General features: G+C 63.3%; 16 protein-coding genes and 1 pseudogene. 6 read left to right on the forward strand and 11 right to left on the reverse strand.

Translation table 11 applies throughout. The features are described 5' to 3' along the window. The first annotated feature begins 57 nt into the window (after window positions 1-57). On the forward strand, window positions 58-1,359 hold the full coding sequence (locus MRS60_RS23240) for an aspartate aminotransferase family protein (protein WP_243566776.1): 1,302 nt from the start codon (window positions 58-60) through the stop codon (window positions 1,357-1,359). 81 nt (window positions 1,360-1,440) lie between these two features. On the opposite strand, the gene MRS60_RS23245 is transcribed toward MRS60_RS23240, so the two are convergent. Beyond that, entirely contained in the window at window positions 1,441-2,190 is a 750-nt protein-coding gene (locus MRS60_RS23245; RefSeq protein ID WP_243566777.1) for an SDR family oxidoreductase, read from the reverse strand. A 41-nt stretch (window positions 2,191-2,231) separates the two neighbouring features. Between MRS60_RS23245 and MRS60_RS23250 the strand changes: the two genes are divergently transcribed. The 4 genes from MRS60_RS23250 (at window position 2,232) to MRS60_RS23265 (ending at window position 6,142) form a co-directional block, all read left to right on the forward strand. After that, on the forward strand, window positions 2,232-3,209 hold the full coding sequence (locus MRS60_RS23250; RefSeq protein WP_243566778.1) for an AraC family transcriptional regulator: 978 nt from the start codon (window positions 2,232-2,234) through the stop codon (window positions 3,207-3,209). A 154-nt stretch (window positions 3,210-3,363) separates the two neighbouring features. Further along, complete coding sequence (locus MRS60_RS23255; RefSeq protein ID WP_131946043.1) at window positions 3,364-4,221, forward strand: AraC family transcriptional regulator; 858 nt, start codon at window positions 3,364-3,366, stop codon at window positions 4,219-4,221. A gap of 44 nt (window positions 4,222-4,265) precedes the next feature. Further along, window positions 4,266-4,673 carry a DUF2000 domain-containing protein gene (locus tag MRS60_RS23260; protein WP_243566779.1) on the forward strand — a complete coding sequence of 136 codons (408 nt, stop codon included), beginning with the start codon at window positions 4,266-4,268 and terminating at the stop codon, window positions 4,671-4,673. A gap of 143 nt (window positions 4,674-4,816) precedes the next feature. Then, a complete protein-coding gene (locus MRS60_RS23265) occupies window positions 4,817-6,142 on the forward strand; it encodes a helix-turn-helix domain-containing protein (RefSeq protein ID WP_034180678.1) in 1,326 nt (441 codons plus the stop codon). Window positions 6,143-6,416: 274 nt separating this feature from the next. On the opposite strand, the gene MRS60_RS23270 is transcribed toward MRS60_RS23265, so the two are convergent. The 7 genes from MRS60_RS23270 to MRS60_RS23300 all read right to left on the reverse strand — a co-directional run bounded on the left by MRS60_RS23270 (window position 6,417) and on the right by MRS60_RS23300 (window position 14,791). Continuing rightward, a complete protein-coding gene (locus MRS60_RS23270) occupies window positions 6,417-7,151 on the reverse strand; it encodes a polysaccharide deacetylase family protein (RefSeq protein ID WP_051983703.1) in 735 nt (244 codons plus the stop codon). A gap of 35 nt (window positions 7,152-7,186) precedes the next feature. Then, window positions 7,187-8,308, reverse strand: coding sequence for a glycosyltransferase (locus tag MRS60_RS23275; protein ID WP_034181009.1), 1,122 nt, complete (start codon window positions 8,306-8,308; stop codon window positions 7,187-7,189). Window positions 8,309-9,027: 719 nt separating this feature from the next. Then, the gene (locus MRS60_RS23280) at window positions 9,028-10,404 is read right to left on the reverse strand and encodes an HdeD family acid-resistance protein (protein WP_243566780.1); all 1,377 of its coding nucleotides are present in this window, start codon (window positions 10,402-10,404) and stop codon (window positions 9,028-9,030) included. Between the two features lie 50 nt (window positions 10,405-10,454). After that, window positions 10,455-11,252, reverse strand: a complete 798-nt coding sequence (locus MRS60_RS23285) for an Lnb N-terminal periplasmic domain-containing protein (protein ID WP_051983683.1) — start codon at window positions 11,250-11,252, stop codon at window positions 10,455-10,457. 151 nt (window positions 11,253-11,403) lie between these two features. Beyond that, window positions 11,404-13,335 (reverse strand): clostripain-related cysteine peptidase, encoded by a 1,932-nt coding sequence (locus tag MRS60_RS23290; protein ID WP_243566781.1) that lies wholly within the window; start codon window positions 13,333-13,335, stop codon window positions 11,404-11,406. Between the two features lie 116 nt (window positions 13,336-13,451). Continuing rightward, on the reverse strand, window positions 13,452-13,802 hold the full coding sequence (locus tag MRS60_RS23295; protein WP_034180680.1) for a VOC family protein: 351 nt from the start codon (window positions 13,800-13,802) through the stop codon (window positions 13,452-13,454). A gap of 65 nt (window positions 13,803-13,867) precedes the next feature. Continuing rightward, entirely contained in the window at window positions 13,868-14,791 is a 924-nt protein-coding gene (locus tag MRS60_RS23300) for a DMT family transporter (protein WP_034180681.1), read from the reverse strand. Window positions 14,792-14,939: 148 nt separating this feature from the next. Between MRS60_RS23300 and MRS60_RS23310 the strand changes: the two genes are divergently transcribed. Next, complete coding sequence (locus MRS60_RS23310) at window positions 14,940-15,794, forward strand: LysR substrate-binding domain-containing protein (protein WP_347814848.1); 855 nt, start codon at window positions 14,940-14,942, stop codon at window positions 15,792-15,794. A 77-nt stretch (window positions 15,795-15,871) separates the two neighbouring features. Here the strand turns inward: MRS60_RS23310 and MRS60_RS23315 are convergent. From MRS60_RS23315 to MRS60_RS23325, 3 genes and pseudogenes are all read right to left on the reverse strand, one after another. Further along, window positions 15,872-16,114, reverse strand: a pseudogene (locus tag MRS60_RS23315) (branched-chain amino acid ABC transporter ATP-binding protein); the annotation flags it as partial. Between the two features lie 90 nt (window positions 16,115-16,204). Next, the gene (locus tag MRS60_RS23320) at window positions 16,205-16,651 is read right to left on the reverse strand and encodes a DNA-binding protein (protein ID WP_243566782.1); all 447 of its coding nucleotides are present in this window, start codon (window positions 16,649-16,651) and stop codon (window positions 16,205-16,207) included. Then, complete coding sequence (locus MRS60_RS23325) at window positions 16,623-17,222, reverse strand: nucleotidyltransferase domain-containing protein (protein ID WP_034180684.1); 600 nt, start codon at window positions 17,220-17,222, stop codon at window positions 16,623-16,625. Before MRS60_RS23325 ends, MRS60_RS23320 begins: the two co-directional genes overlap by 29 nt. Window positions 17,223-17,376 lie beyond the last annotated feature (154 nt).

Below are 17,376 nucleotides of genomic sequence, written 5' to 3' on the forward strand. Positions count from 1 at the left end.
ACCAGACGCGCGCCTAGACTGCAAGCGATCCCTGCCCCCTTTGCCCGGAGAAGCCCGATGTCCCTGAACGACGACGCAACCTTCTGGCGCAATGCCAGGCAGCACCTGATCCGCTACGGCGGCACGTTCGAGCCGATGATCATCGAGCGCGCGAAAGGCAGCTTCGTCTACGACGCGGACGGCCGCGCGATCCTCGATTTCACGTCGGGGCAGATGAGCGCGGTGCTCGGCCACTGCCATCCGGAGATCGTCTCCGTCATCGGAGAATACGCGGGCAAGCTCGATCATCTGTTCAGCGGGATGCTGTCGCGGCCGGTCGTCGAGCTCGCGACGCGCCTCGCCGACATCACGCCCGACGGGCTCGACCGCGCACTGCTGCTCAGCACCGGCGCGGAATCGAACGAGGCGGCGATCCGGATGGCGAAGCTCGTCACCGGCAAGTACGAGATCGTCGGCTTCGCGCAGTCATGGCACGGGATGACGGGCGCGGCCGCATCGGCCACGTACAGCGCCGGCCGCAAGGGTGTCGGCCCGGCCGCCGTCGGCTCGTTCGCGATTCCGGCGCCGTTCACGTACCGGCCGCGCTTCGAGCGCGACGGCGCCTACGACTATCTCGCCGAACTCGACTACGCGTTCGACCTGATCGACCGCCAGTCGAGCGGCAATCTCGCCGCATTCATCGCGGAGCCGATCCTCAGTTCGGGCGGGATCATCGAACTGCCGGAAGGCTATATGGCGGCGCTCAAGCGCAAGTGCGAGGAACGCGGGATGCTGCTGATCCTCGACGAGGCGCAGACGGGTGTCGGGCGCACCGGCACGATGTTCGCGTGCCAGCGCGATGGCGTGACGCCCGACATCCTGACGCTGTCGAAGACGCTCGGCGCCGGGCTGCCGCTGGCCGCCATCGTGACGTCCGCGGCGATCGAGGAACGCGCGCACGAGCTCGGCTACCTGTTCTATACGACGCACGTGTCCGACCCGCTGCCCGCGGCCGTCGGCCTGCGCGTGCTGGACGTCGTGCAGCGCGACGGGCTCGTCGCCCGCGCGAACGCGATGGGCGACCGGCTCAGGCGCGGCCTGCTCGACCTGATGGAACGGTTCGACTGCATCGGCGACGTGCGCGGACGCGGGCTGCTGCTCGGCGTCGAGATCGTCAAGGATCGCCGGACGAAAGAACCGGCGGACGGGCTCGGCGCGAAAATCACGCGCGAGTGCATGAACCTCGGGCTCAGCATGAACATCGTGCAGTTGCCGGGCATGGGCGGCGTGTTCCGGATCGCGCCGCCGCTGACAGTCAGCGACGAAGAGATCGATCTCGGCCTGTCGCTGCTCGGACAGGCGATCGAACGCGCGCTGTAACGGCACGCGGTAACGCCCTTCCCCGCATCGCGCAATCCATCGCGCCGGTTCGACCGACCGGCGCGACGGATTCCCGATCGATCAGCGCGCTTGCGCCGCCCACGCTTCGGCGTCGGCGCCTGCCGGAATGTGCATCGGGCTCGACGGATCGGTCGCCGCGCGCCACACCGCTTCGGCAACGTCCTGCGCACGAGTGATCGGCCCCGACGCATCGAGCATGCGCGCAACGGCCTTCCCGACGAATTCCGCATACGCGTCGTGTTCGAAGCCGTGCATGTGCGTACGCGCGTTGTCGCCGAAGCGCGTGTCGGGCGCTCGGCCCGGCAGCACGAGATGCGCGCGCACGCCGAACGGTTCGAGTTCGACCGCCATCGATTCGGTGAACGCATTGACCGCCGCCTTGCTGGCGCGATACGCGCCGACCAGCGGCAGCACCTTCAGCGTGACGCTCGACGTGACGTTCACGACCACGCCGGCCCCGCGCCGGCGAAACTGCGGCAACACGGCCTGCGTGACCGCGATCGTGCCGATCGTGTTGGTCTCGAACAGCGCACGCACCGTGTCGAGCGGCGTGAGCTCGGCCGGCGCGGCCGCGCCGAAGCCCGCGTTGTTGACGAGCACGTCGATCGTACCGGCCGCGTCGATCGCGGCGCGGATGCTGTCCGCGTTCGTCACGTCGAGCGCCAGCACGCGCAGGCGTTCCGCCGGCGGCAGTACGTCCTCGCGCGGCGTGCGCATCGTCGCGACGACCTGCCAGTCGCGAGCCAGGAAATGGCGGGCAATCTCGAGGCCGAAGCCGGAGGAACAGCCGGTGATCAGTACGGTCTTCATGCGAACTCCTGGGTTGTGTTGGGCACCTGTCCGTACGATAGATGGCCGGATCCGTATTCGCTACAATCGAAAATCCGATTTTCTTTTGCGAGCGTCCGGCGATGATCGACCCGTTGACCGAAGTCGTGACCCTGCTGCAACCGGGCGCGCGGTACTCCAAGTCCGTTCACGGTGCGAGCCCGTGGTCGATCAACCGCACGGTCGCCGGCGAGCCGTTCTATTGCGCGATCCTCGACGGCGGGTGCCGGATCGCGATCGACGGGCACGCGCCGATCGAGCTGCTGCCCGGCGATTTCGTGCTGATTCCGGCGGCCTACGGCGTCGCGATGTCCAGCCTCGAACCGCCGCCGCCGGGCGTCGAAACCGCGCCGCCGGTCGCACTCGACAACGGCGAATACCGGATCGGCGATTCGGGCAACCCGGTCGACACGCGGATGATGGCCGGCAACTGCAGCTTCGGTTCGCCGGATGCGGCGCTGCTGGTGTCGCTGCTGCCGCAATTCGTGCACGTGCGCGGCGAACCGCGGCTGACCACGCTCGTGCAACTGGTGCGCGACGAATCGCGTGCACAGCGGCCTGCGCGCGAGATCGTGCTGGCGCGCCTGCTGGAAGTGCTGCTGATCGAGGCGCTGCGGTTCACGGCCGGCACGAACGCGTCGCCCGGCCTCGTACGCGGGCTCGCCGACAATCGACTCGCGGCCGCGATCCGCCGGATGCACGAACGCCCCGCGCATCCGTGGACGGTCGTCGAGCTCGCGAAGGAAGCGGCGCTGTCGCGCTCGACCTTCTTCGAACGCTTCAGCCGCGCGGTCGGCGTCGCGCCGATGGAATACCTGCTTACGTGGCGGATGGCGCTCGCGAAGGACCTGCTCCGCCGCAACGAAGGCCGCATCGCCGAGATCGCGGGGCGCGTCGGCTACAGTTCCGCGAGCACGTTCAGCGTCGCGTTCACGCGGCATGTCGGCCGGCCGCCGGCGCAGTACGCGCGTGACGAGCAGGCGGTGGTGAGCGAGGAATGAACCGCGCACGCACACCACTGCGCGTATCGCGATACGCGCCGGGGTTCCGCCCCGCTTCCCGTGCGATCGCCGAACGTATGGCCCGTGCCTGCCACCGCCATCACGCGACCTGCGTACACTACCGGACACGCAACGACGACGCGCGAGGCATCCGATGACGACAACGGCAAAGGACATCGGCACGACCGACCACTGGCTCGTCGCGCGCCGCGATCAGGAAACCGGCATCGAAAGCCTGCATGCGCATTTCAACGGCCATGCATACGACGCGCACGATCACGACGACATGCTGGTCGGCTTCACCGAACAGGGCGTGCAGCAATTCCAGTGCCACCGGTCGCTGCATACGAGCGTGCCGGGCCGCGCGATCCTGATCGAGCCGGGCGCGATGCACGACGGCCATGCGCCCGAGGCGAGCGGCTTCACCTACGGGATGCTGTACCTGCCGCAAGCATGGGTCGAGCGCGCGGCGCGCCGGCTGGATTTGCCGGGCCTGGGCGGCGTCGAGGCCACGTTCGGCCATACGCTCGTCGACGACCGCGGCCTCGTCGACGCGATCCGGCAGGCGTTTCTCGCGATCCACGGCAATGAAGGCCGGCTCGCGCGCGACCAGACGCTCGACCGCCTGCTGACGCGGCTCGGCGGCGAACTGCGCGGCCCGCTCGCGCTGGAAAGCGGCATCGTGCCGCCCGCGATCGCGCGCGTGCGCGATCTGCTGCATGCGCAGATGGACGGCAACCTCGGGCTCGACGAACTCGCCAGCGTCGCCGGGATCGACCGGTTCCGGCTGACGCGGTTGTTCCAGCGAGCGTTCGGCACGTCGCCGCACGCGTATCTGGTGCGCTTGCGGCTGCGCGCCGCGCGCCGGCTGCTGGCGGCCGGCCGCACGCCCGCGCAGGCGGCCGCGGACGTCGGCTTCGCCGACCAGAGCCATCTGGGCCGCTGGTTTCGCCGCGCGTACCGGATCACGCCGGCCGCCTACCGGCAAATGTGCACAAACGTTCCAGACTGATCGCGCGCGGCATCCGATCATGAGTGCTCCAAAGAGGAGCAAGCATGTTCGATACGAAAGTGGCACTGATCGTGCGCGACGATCTCGCGGCGTGGCAGAAACTCAATGTCGTCGCGTTTCTCGCGACGGGCGTCGCGGCCGGCGCGCCCGAGGCGCTCGGCGAGCCTTACGAGGATGCGGCAGGGCGTCGCTACAGCCGGATGCTCGGCCAGCCGATGCTGGTGTTCGCGGCGGATTTGAACGGTCTGCAGGCCGCGCACCGGCAGGCGCTGTCGCGCGAACTCACGATCGTGCCTTACGTGCGCGCGATGTTTTCGACCGGGCACGATGCGGCCAACCGCGAGGTGTTTCGCGCCGAGGATGCGACAAATCTCGATCTGGTCGGGTTGGCGCTGCACGGGCCGAAGAAGGCCGTGGACAAGGCGGTGAAGGGGCTGGCGTTGCATGCGTGAACGCGCATTGCCCGCAGCCCCGAATACGAAGAACCGGTGGCGCGGACGATCGGAAGTCCCGATAATCGAGGCCGGCGGCGGCGCACTCGCCATCACTGCATACACAACGATCTGGATGGACGGCGACTGAGAGAGGGCCTCGAATGCGCGATGACAACGTTCGCACCCGCTGCTTTCACAGCAGAAGTGCCGAGGAAGTGTCCGAATACATCGGCAACATTTATTCCGGCAATCGTTTCATGCCGCGCAGCGCCACCGCGAACGACGTCAGCATCGTCGGGCGGACCTGGAACGACGTCGGCATCTACGATTTCGACAGCCGCGCGCCGTTCAGCTTCGAGACCGAGGAAGTCCGCTCCAACTATCTCTTCGTACTGGGCACGCACGGCAGCGCGCAACGCACAAGCGGTCACGACAAGACGATCTGCACGATCGACGACGTTGTGCCGACTTCGTCCGTCGGCATCGCAAAAACCGAATCCGGCCGCGACGGCTTCGGACATCGCTCGATCGTCGTCAGCGCAGAGCGGCTCGGCAGCTTTCTCGATCGATGGACCGGGAGGGAACTGACTCATCCGATCCGCTTCGCGCTGCGCCCGCTGGATGCGCATGTCGCGTCGGAGTGGAAGATTGCCACGCACTGCCTGTATCAGATGACGAGCATGGCGCCGATGCCAGACACGGCGATTGATTCGCTGTTCGAGCACATGCTCAAGATTCTGGTGACCGGCCATCCCAGCAACTACAGCGCGTTGCTCACGCGCGAGCGCTATGCCACCGACCGGCTGACCCATTCCGCGATCGTGTTGATCCGGGCCGACCCGATGCGCTGGAAAACACTGAGCGCCGTCGCGCTCGCGCTCGACTGCCCGGCCAGCGAACTCGAAAGCGGCATCGTGCGCTCGACCGGCAAGCCAGTCCGGGAACTGTTCTACGAGGCGCGCATGCAAGCGGTCAACGGTGCGCTGCGCGGTGCCCAGGATCTGTCATTCTCCGCCACGCTTGGCCAGTACGGCTTCTCGTTGTCGAAGCGCTTCGCTTACGCATACCGGTTGCGTTTCGGCGAACTGCCCGATGCGACCTATCGACGCAACCCGAACGGCATGGGCCGCGCATATCCGTCACTGCCCTTGCGCGATGCGTTGTGCAAACGCACCATCAACCAGTTCATCGATGCACGGCTGGACCAGTCGATCGACCTCTCCGACCTCGCGCGGTTCGTCGGGCTCGGCGAAGCGGCAACGATTGCAGCGTTCAAGGCATGCTTCGCGCGCACGCCGATCCAGTACGTCATCGAACGCCGTCTCGAACGGGCCCGGAAGCTTCTGCAGGACACATCGACCAGTATCGTGGCGATCGCGCTCGAATGCGGATTCGGCTCCCAAAGCCATCTGACAACGACCATGAAGAAGCATTTCGGCGTCACGCCGCACCAGCTCCGGGTGTCTCGGTCGAAATCGCCGCATTGATCGGCCAGCATCAGGTTGCACGACCGCAATCGCCGACACGCGTATCAGGTCGCGTCGACCAGCAGCGAAACGATGTCGATCAGTTCTGCGACGAGTAGCGCCGTTGCGCCGATCACGATCGCGGCGAGCACGCCTCCGCGGCGGTCTATGCCCTTCATTGTTCGCTCCCGGTCGTCCGGTCACCGACGATCGTGGCTTGCGGCACGCGATCCTCGCCGACAGCCCGATAGACGACAATCGCCCCGCTCAGGTCGCCCGGGAAACGCGCCGGGCGTCATCGAAAGAATCGTCCGAGAAAGCGCACGAGGCCCCGCTCGCCCGATACCGCGATGCGCGGCAACTGGAACGGATCATCGCGCTCGCTCGCATGCCCGCGCACGGTCGTCGTCGCGTTCCGGAATCCCGCATCGACGACAAGCCGACGCACGTTCGCGTTCCACGATCCGTACGGATAACAGAACGACACGACGGGCCGCCCCGTCACGACTTCGAGTTGCTGCTTCGAGTGCGAAATCTGCCGCCAAGCGTCCGACGCCGGTACATCGGGCAGCGCGACGTGATCGATCGTGTGCGCGCCGACCTCGTGCCCGTGCGCAAGCCATTCGAGCATCGCGTCGCGGTCCATCAGCGCCGCCTCGCGGGTGGCGAGATCGCGATCCCAGTCGTTGCTGCCGCCGAGCTTGCCGGACACGAAATAACAGGTCGCGGTAAAACCGAGCTCGCCGAGCACCGGCATCGCATGTTCGATCACGTTGCGGAATCCGTCGTCGAACGTGATACCGAACAGTCGGGCGCGCGGCTCGCGCAGCCAGCGTTGCTGCAGCTCCGCAACCGACACACCGCGATAGCCCAGCGCCTTCAGCAGCCGCATCTGTCGGCGAAACGCGTGCGGCGCGACGCTCAGACTGCGCAACACGTCCGTCTTCGCGGGTAACGCCCGGATCTGGTGATACATCAGGATCGGACACGTCTCGGCCCGCACCGACGGGCGGGCCGCGACGTCGGGCATGCCGTCGGTGCCGGTTTGTCGAATCGGCGTCGCGCTCATGACGTGACGGCCGGTTGCCGGATCGAATCCTGGTACACGGACTTCGTTTCCTCGATGAATCTCGCGAAGCAGAACTCGCGCTCGCTCTTGAGTCGCGCCGCACGCCCCATCGACCGAACGAGCTCGGGCCGTTCGGCGATTCCGCACAGGATCGCGGCGATCGCGTCGGGGGCCCGCGGCGGCACGATCCAGCCGTCGATGCGGTCGTCGACGTTTTCCGGCAATCCGCCGACGTCCGTCACGATCACCGGACACCCCATCGCCATCGCTTCCCGGCACGCATACGAAAGACTCTCGTGGTACGACAGCACGAACGACACATCCGTCATCGCAAGCGTGTCGCGCGTGCAATCGGTCGGCCCGACAAACGCAACCAGCGAATCGACGCCACTACGTTCGACATAGGCGCGCTGCACCGGCGTCGGCCAATCCCCGGCGAGCAGCACGCGGAACCTGCCGCGCACCGAGTCCGGCAATCGCGCGAGCGCATCGATCAGATCGCTCCAGCCCTTGTGCGGTGCCGTTCCCGCGACACTGCCGAGCACGATCACGTCGTCTGCCGCGTCGCCGAAGCACGCGATCCTGCTGCACCTGACTTCGTCCGGCGTCAATGCATGCGTGGCCGTGCTCACGCCGTGCTTGACGACCGTGATGTCGCCGTACGGCGATTGCCGCTCGAGCATCAGTCGCACGTAGTCGCTGACCGCGATCGTCCGATCCGTGGCAAGCCGCGCGCGCAGGAAGTTGCCCATGCTGTCGGCCGCATAGGTGTTGTGTTTCGTGAAGACGATCGCGGGCCGCAGGCGGCAGCCAAGCAGCGCGAGCATGACCTGCCGGTGATCCGCGGATCCGTTCACGTGCACGATATCGAACCGCGAGCGGGTAATCAGGCTGCGCAATCGCGCGAGCTCGGGCAGGAATTCGCGCCACTTCGGCTTGAACTGCAGGTCGACGACGGCAATCCCGGGCTCCGTGCACACCAACCGCGACAGACGGCTTCCCGCCGGAGACGCGACCGTGACCCGATGCCGGCGACTCATTCCGACAGCGAGATTGCGAATGTAGGTGTCGTGGCCTCCGCCGTTGCCACCGTGAAAATTGGTGTACAGGATTCTCATGTCTTCTTTCATTTGACGGTCAACGCACGCGCGCCCTCTTCCCCGAATCTCCCGATTCAGACTTGCATTCCGTTCTTCCAGCCATGTATATCGAGCTCGCAATGGCTCCAGTCAATCAATGGAAAATCCGGCAGCGATTTTCCCGGGAATCCGGACAATTGCGCCCCGAGGCAGCCCGGATAATAAAATCTCTTATCGAAACAATTGTATTTAATTTGAAAGGATGCTGCTTTCAAGATATTCACCGAATATCTTGAAACAGGAAAATGGCACGACGCGTCGGCAGATTGCGCCAATTAAATAACCACAAGAATGAATAGTGGAAATCAGACTGCCATTGCCATCAGTAAATCAAGCTATCTGGCTGCAATCGACCATAAACAGGGAGTGGAAACACACGACAGCAGCATCCCGACCAATAGCGGCATATTTCAAAACGAATATGATTCTCATATGACATCACTTATGAAATCGACACCATTTTGACGAGATCGATTTGATTTGAAACGAAATCCGGCCCGCACTATCAGCCGATGCAATTACGTAAGGAAAACAAGCGCCCGGACGTGACGCTTTCACGTTCCCGCGAGAACGGGTTTCGGATTTTCCGGAAAAAGCCCGCACGGACAACCCGGCTTCGGGTCCGGCGCGCCAACACGCGAGGTGCGGACATCGGAGGAGTGCGGCGGATGAAATCGGCGACCGGACCTATCCGGCACTCATCCACGCGATGCCTTCGCATCCTCGACGCGCCACGTGCGACGCTGCCGCGTCAGCCGGCCTGCCGCCAGTCTCGCGGCTTGCCACCACGCGAATGGCCGGGGATCGGCAAGCATGCTGAGTGCACGTGCATAGTCGAGCGTGAGACCCGGCGTCCACGCCATCGTGGTCGCGCGCTTGCGGATCTGCGCCGCGACCCACAATTCCGGCGTCACGAGTACGCGCACGAAACTCCCCCAGCCCGCACGATCACCGCGAAGCCGGCCGACCGCGCCGTCTATCGCGGCTTCCAGCGCATGCGCGACCGTGCTCGAGCAGTTCCGGTGCGTGAGGTTGTAAGTCGTGTCCGCTCGATAGCGTTCCCAGAATGCCGCCAGTTTCGCCGGATCGTAATTGCGGATCCGGACGCGCACCGTCGACGGACACCATGCCTTCGATTCCGTCGTGTAATCCGGCTGGAAAATTCCCGGCACATCGTTTTCGCGGGTCGCGCGCAGGATGCGGCCGAATTCGTCCGGTGACCGGTCGATCTCGACGCCCGGATAGAGACTGATATAGATGCCCTCCGGCGATTCGAGCGCCGCGTGCCCGGTCGAGATCGTTCCGTTGACATCGACAGCCGCGATATATCGATCGACGATCGGATGATGCTGCGCCGGCGCCTTCGACGATCCGGTCGGCGTCCACACATGAACCGTCAGCGCGCGCTCGTGGTCGGCCGGCGGGCCGTCCCACTCGGTGCGGTCGAAGCGACGCGCAACGTCCGCCGGCCCCGCGTCTGGCCACAGCGCGGACTGCCGCGAGCGGTTCAGTGCAGGATTGCGAACGAGTTGCCGCGCGCGCAACGCAAGCGACATCAGGTTGGTTCCGCCGAAGACCAGGAACAACCCGAGGCAATACGGCAGCGTCCCCGCGTAATGCGTCGGGTACGGCTGGTAGAAGAACAGCGCGATCAGCATTTCGACGCTGCCCCAGGCGAAGGCGACCCGCCATCGGCGGTAGCGCACAAGCCACGCGGACACGCATTGAAGCAGGCCGTCGACGAGGAACAGCGTGCCGAAGATCATCGACAGGATGAAGTTGCCGTGGTGATGCCCAGCGAAGATCAGTACCGATGCCACCACGACCGCCGTGCCCTTCACGTAGCGCAACACGCGTTGTCCACCGACGCCTGTCCATGCGACGGCGAGCGTCGCGAGCCCCTCCACGAGAAAGAGCCACGCGAACAGCACGATCGGGAAATGCATCGCACCGTCGAGCGCGTCGACAAAAACGACGAGCCCCGCGACCGCCCAGGCGACGCCGATCCAGAAGATTGCGCGGGCACGCGTGCGCAGATAGTCGACGCCCAGTAAAAGCAACACGAGTCTGACCATGCTTCCTTCCATCGTGCCGGGCTGCGCCGGCGTCACTCAAGCGTTTCGCGTCATGCGCGTGATGCGTCGTGCGGCTGCGCGAACGGCAGCGACGCGCGAATCGCCGCCGAATAATCCCGGCCGATCATCGCATCCGACGGACGAAGGATCAGGCTGCGCGCCTTCAGCGCATCGAACGGCATCGAGCCGTCGAGCAATCCGAGATCGTGCCCATACCGGTCTGCATAACCGCTCAGCAGAACTTTCCAGCTATAGCGAACGTCGGGCGCGATGGCCCGGATATGTCGAAGGATGTTCGTCGTGCAGTTGTTGAACAACGTGTTGTAGAACTCCGGATCCCGCTCGAGCGCATGAACGCGGTGCAGATAGTCGACGAACAGCGCCCGCGCGGTCGCACGCTCGACAGCCGCACGGAACAGGTAGACGCGCTCCTTGCGCACGTCCGTCCGCACGCCGATCAGATCCCGCTCGTCGGCGACGACATACGCGAGGTCGTACAGCGGCAGGAACCCGCGATACGGCGAATAGCGTTGCCCACGCCGCCGCCGCGTCTCGATCGAGATCGCCAGATGACGGCCGTCGTCGAAACCGAAACTGACGAACGCGTGCGCGATCGCCTCCGCGGTCCAGCGCGACACGACGAGATCGACGGTTTGCACCGCGGCGAGCGTGTAGGTCGCGTCGTAATAGGCCGGCGCGCAGTCATCGCGCGTGCGATACGCGAAATCGCGCACATCGCGTACGGTGACGCGCGTTCCGCGCCATTCGACGCGGGCGGCGCGTTCGTATTCGGGGACCCAGACCGGCGCCGCGCGCCTGGCCCGGATCAGCGATGACAATCGGTTCATGTCGATAACGTCACCCTGTTCAATCGTCGTGACCGTCACGGTTCAAGCATCGCGCCGTGCGGGCCAACCCGGCACGAATCGGGAAGCGGCGCGAATCCACATGACCAGCGCTCGGCAGCGCGAAATTCAAATGGATCGCCGGCTCGATCACTCAATGCAATGCCGAAACGCGTGCTTGCGTCCGAGCCAGCCCCGCAAGTGGAGTCGAAACAGAAACGGATTCGGAAACATGCAGGCGATTAGCGAAGTCTGCTACTGCAAATGACAATACATAGCTCTTCGCGGGCACGGAAATTTCATCGAGGTACCACTGGTTCGCGGCTGAATCAATCGATTGACTGTCGTTCCTCCACCACGAAGCGCCAGTCCAATAACTTGGATATATCGTCCAGTCGCCGCCCAATTCGCTAACGGGAGTGGCATGCCCAACTGCCCCGCCGAGACTCGTCACATAATGCGTTATCGTCAACCTGCCACTTTCCACATTTTTATCAACCAGCAAAAATCCCGCCTCATAGTCGCTTTCTTCAATTTTTCTCTGCAACCCTTTTTTCAATCTCATGACAGGAATCACATATTTTCCAGCGCCTCCTGAATCAGGAGTTGTCGTCGGAATTAACGACACCGGAACTCGTGAAATTGCATAAATCCTGTCATCAAGATTCCATTTGACCATCAATATTGATGATGGATCGATGTTGACATCATCAATCACGGCCGGCAATGCCGCATCGATCGATCGCATCGCATACTTCGTATTGTTTCCATCTTGATACGAGATGAAAGCAAGCGGATTTTTGTTGTTCCAAAATTGCGGGAACGTAACAAAAGAAGATGCCACTCCGTTATCGATGATAGGCTCGGTCAGACCAATCGCAACGTCCAAGTTCAGCGTCAATGCTTCCGCGTACTGGCTGACAAAATCCTGATACCCACCCATCCATTGTTTCAGCGAGGCATACTCTTTCAGATAACCGGGCTGATAGATCGAACCCGCCGGCATGAAGATATTCAACCCGCCCGTGTCCTTGCGCGCGGCGCCGGCAACCTGGTAGATAGCGGCACGTTTGACAAGCGGTGCGATAACTGCATCACTGGTAACCATGGCCGGCTTCAGACCGTTTGTCATCCCTTTAGACAATTGCACAAGATCCACGACGTCCGTATCGCGCATCCAGTCTGTCGAAAACGATTGAGCTTCGGATCTGATTTTCGCCATCTGGGCGACAGGGTAATTTCCGGACTTCAGTTCGGAGCCGAAGTTGTTGAGCGCAGCGACAAGAGGCGGTATCTGCTGCAAATCCGTTACCGAAAAGGTGAAGTCCGAACTCCTGTCGGGTGACTTGGAGTACGTATCGGCAATCAGTGTCCCAAGTGCCAGTCCGTCCAGATCGGGAGTATTTGCAAGGCCCGAGAGAATGCTCTCGTAATCCCAACCACCATACTCGAGATCTTCAGAGGCGGCGAGATAACGGCCATAAGGCTGCAACGCCGCGGCCACCTCGACGCTGGCCATCAGGCAGGCGTCGAAGCCAATCAGGTCGAAACTTGCACCTGTAGCATTTTTCGCACCGTCAAATGCCGAAACAAGATCCGTGAGCGACAGGTGTGCCGACTCCCCCACAAATCCAAATCCCCGATACCCGCCACCGTGGTCATTCAAAACGACCGCATAACGTTTGGCCGGATAGTTCCGGATGCCCCACACCAGGAAGTCGCGCAAGGTATCCGGTTTCGTCATGTCCTGCTGCCCGAGATCGGCGAGCTTGGTTTTCTGCCCGTTCCCGATGAACCAGCGCTGGGTGTGCGACCAGTCGACTCCGTCTACCACGTCGCGTCCTGCCCCCGTCGTCACCACAAGGTTCAGCCGAGTGCCGAAAGTCGCCTTGGTCATCGCGTCCAGACTTTTCTGCGCGTCGCTGGCTAAATCGGACTCGACCATATAGACCAGCAACGTACGATCGGCAGACGCCGACGAATCGATGTCGTCGCCCCCGCCGCCGCATGCACCCAGGAAAACAATCAGAAAACTGCCGACGATGGACAACAAATGCCGGCGCCCCCCTCTCAGTATGATTTTCATTTTCCCCTCGGGTCTTCCATTTCGGCGAATTATCGGGGGGGGAGATTAAATCATTTACTCCAACGCCTCTTTCATAAAAATATCGGAATATTTTGAAATGCACGCCGTGCGAAGCATCAGCGATGCACCAGCACATTCACGAGCTTGCCGAACGGATCGCGCACATAGAAACGCCGCACGCCCCACGGCTCGTCGGCAGGGCCGTATTCGACGGGAATACCAGCTGAACGAACACGCGCGAGCGCTTCATCGAGATCGTCGACCTCGATCGACAGGTCGGGCGTCGGCGTCCCGGACCCGCCCTGCGACGCGAAGCTGATCTGCACGCTCATCGGCTCGGCATTGCCGTACGTCGCGATCCAGCCGTGATCCATCAGCAGGTCGAGGCCGAAAATCTGCTGGTAAAAGCACCTGGCGTCGTCGATCGACCGCGTGTCGATATTGGCGACGATCCGTTTGACTTTCATCGGGTTCCTCCGCGAGCCGGGCCGTCTCGCGAAGCTACACCGGAACCGCCCGCGCAACCAGCGGCTCAACGCCCGGCCGCTTCCATTTCCGCGCACCGGGCCCGGGCGGTTCGATCGCCTTGCTTGCTGGCCAGCCACACGCCGATCGCGACGACCACGATGCCGACGTAAGTCGCCACCTGGATGCTGTCGCCGAACATCCACGCAGCCCAGGTCAGCGTCACGGGCGGTTCGAGATAGACGAGGATCGCCACGCGCGTCGCGGGCATGCGCTTGAGCAGCGCCCACAACGTCAGGTACGCCATGAAGGTCGAGAATACCGTCAACCACACCACGGACACCCAGACATTCGGCTGGGTCGGCACGTGCAGGTCGCCCGTGACGATCCCGCACGCCGCGAACAGGACCAGGCTGACGCCCCCTTGCACGAACAGCGGCAGAAACAACCCGTCCTCGTTGCTGCATGCGGCCGTCAGCGCGCGCCGCCGCTGGTAGATCGTCGCGACCGACAGCCCCAGCGCGGAAACCAGCGGCAGGATGTACATGACGATACCGACCGACTCGGTCGGCAGCGCGTATTGCCCGCCGATCACGATGCCGACGCCGACGAATCCGACGACGAGCCCGGCCCACTGTCGCGCCCCGCTGCGCTCGCTGCCTTCCAGCGTCGTCATCGCCGCCGTGATGAGCGGCTGCAACGCGGCGACGACCGCCGCGATGCCCGGCGGCAGGCCATGCTGAATGGCCACGTAGACGCAGCTCAGGTACAGGAACTGCGAGAGGAAGCCGATCACCGCGTGATAGCGGACTTTCTCCAGCGTCAGGCGCCCGAGCTGCCGGTTGAGGACGATCGCCAGGCACAGCGTCACGAGCAGGAAACGCCAGAACAGCAGGTTGAACGCGCCAGCCGTCTGAGCGCCGAGCTTGGCGCCGATGAAGCCGGAACTCCACGACAACACGAAAACAAGCTGGATCAGGAATAGCTGCATGGGCGACGGTTCTCGGGCATCGACATGAATCGCCCCTCGGGCGGACGCCACGGCGATCGGTTTTCCTGTCGGTTGACCCGAGGATAGGGATCCCCAATAATTTGGTCAAACGACATTACATGAATTACTGATTCAGGAATTCGAAACCATGCCGCGCACGCTCGACATTGATCTGCTGCGTACCTTCCATGCCGTTGCGAAGCTCGGCCGCTTCAAGGACGCCGCCGCCGCCGTGAACCGCAGCCCTTCCGCCGTCACGGCCCAGATTCAGAAGCTGGAAGAGATGGTCGCGCAGCGCTTGTTTACGCGAAACAATCAGGCGGTCGAGCTCACGCACTACGGCCATAAACTGCTGAGCGACACCACGGAATTCCTGTTGAGCCACGACCGGCTCGTCGAATCGCTGTCGCCGCAGATGCTGACCGGCAAGCTGCGGCTCGGCATCCCCGATTCCTACGCGGCGCACTTCATGGCCGAGTTCCTGCCGCGCTTTGCCGCCGACCGGCCGTTGCTCGAACTGACGGTCGAAGCGCGCTCCAGCGAGGAACTGCAACAGCTGTTCGCGCGCGGCCAACTGGACATCACGATCGCCGTGGTGCCGAAGGCGCTGCCGCACGGTGAACTGCTCGGCAGGATCCATCCGGTCTGGGTGGCCGCGCGAACCTTCCGGTTCAACCCGGCTGCGCCACTGCCGATTGCGGTGCCGTCGCAGGGATGCCCGTACCGCGACACCGCGCTGGCCGCGTTGAAGAAGCACCGGATCGCGTATCGGCTGCTGCTCGAGAGCGCGAGTTCGCCTGCGGTCGAAGCCTGCATCGCCAGCGGCCTCGCGATCGGCCTCATCGAGCACGAGCGCCTGTCCGGCAACCTGACGAGCAACATCGCGGGAATCGCGCTCCCCGATCTCCCACCGCACCTGATCACCATCCTCACGGACGACAGCAATTGCGCCGCGCTGCATCTGCGCGACGTGTTGAAAAGCACGTTCAGGATCGGACCATGAAAACAAGCCCTGGAACGGCCCTGGATACGTGAAGGCGAAAGCGCCGCCGGCCCGTTGCGGGCCGGCGGCATCGACCGTCAACCGCCGAGATACGCCTGAGTGATCCGGTCGTTCGCGAGCAGATTCGCGCCCGTATCGGCGAGCACCACGCGCCCTGTTTCAAGCACGTAGCCGCGATCGGCCACGCCGAGTGCCTTGTTCGCGTTCTGCTCGACCAGGAACACCGTTACGCCTTCGTCGCGGATCGTCCGGATGATGTCGAAGATCTGCGCGATCACGAGCGGCGCGAGGCCGGGCGTCGGTTCATCGAGCAGCAGTAGCCATCCGTGGACGATCGACGAGTTGGTGAAGGGGCGGCGAATCCGAATTGAGTCGGTCTTGCGTTGGCCCTTCAAAACGGCAGCGGCTATTTATTGCGCTTCCAGCAACTCGCGTTTGTTCGTCGTCAACCACGCCTTCACGTCGGTCATAAGCGCCGTCGCACTGGCAAAACACTCATTTACAGCAGACGTTTGAACCACGTCTCCGGAATAATCCGACAGATTGCGCTGCTTGCGCAGCGCGTCGAGCACGATCACGCGAGCGACCGGCAGCCCGATCGTCTGCGGGAGCGTCTGGATCGCTGTCTGGTGATGTCCCGGTCGGCTCGTCATCGTGCGAAAGCCATTCGCGTGCAACGCCAGCATCGCGAGTTGCATGATCGCCTTATAGGCCGCGTCAAAGCGGTTTTCGTTGCTCAATCCCGCAAGTTGCGCATCCGCCAGATTTCGCTCCGCGGCAGCGAATAGCCGCATCGCTTGTTCCCGGTCCGGCTGGACCGCATCGAGGCTAACGCCGAGTAAGTTCTGCAAGGTCATCGTCGCTACCGATCAAGAAGATCTTGGGTTTTCCAAGCACGTCCCGCAAGAATGCGTCTTGCCTGTCGACACCGGCACGAAACTCGTCGGGCGACAGTACCTGGGGATTGATATCCCGCCCCAATGTCGCTTGAGCATCGTAAAGCATCCCTACCACCGCTGCGAACCCGACCGAACCGATCACCATCACGTCGACATCGCTGTCCGCCGTCTCCTGACCGCGCGCGACCGAGCCGAACACGAACGCCACGGCGATTTGCTCGGCGCAAGGCAGCAGTGCTTCAGCCAGCACGTCACCCATGCCCGAGGTCTTTCGCATGATCGAAGCCAGCTCCTCATAGATCGGACAGCTTCGATTGGCGCGATAAACAACCTGATTTCCCTGTCGATCCCGGCTCAAGATGCCGGCTTCGGCCAGTTTGCTCAGTTCCTTGTGCAGGGTACCGGGGGTTGTGCCCGTCAAACGGGCAATTTCGCGTACGTGTAACGCCTGATCAGGCCGCAACAGGAGCAGGCCCAGCACACGGCGCCGGTAGTCGCTAAATAGGGTCGAGGCAATGGATCGTAGCATGATTGGCTACGATTGTAGCCGAATTGGCTACGAGATATCGTCCCGCCGAATGTTCTTGTCGGTCCGGATCGGCATTTAAATGTAGCCGATTCGGCTACGATCGAAGCTAGATCGGCTACACAATCGCTGCAAACCTGTATTCCAAAGCGTCACA

It is taken from the genome of Burkholderia pyrrocinia, from assembly GCF_022809715.1.
GTDB classification, from domain to species: Bacteria; Pseudomonadota; Gammaproteobacteria; order Burkholderiales; family Burkholderiaceae; genus Burkholderia; species Burkholderia pyrrocinia_C.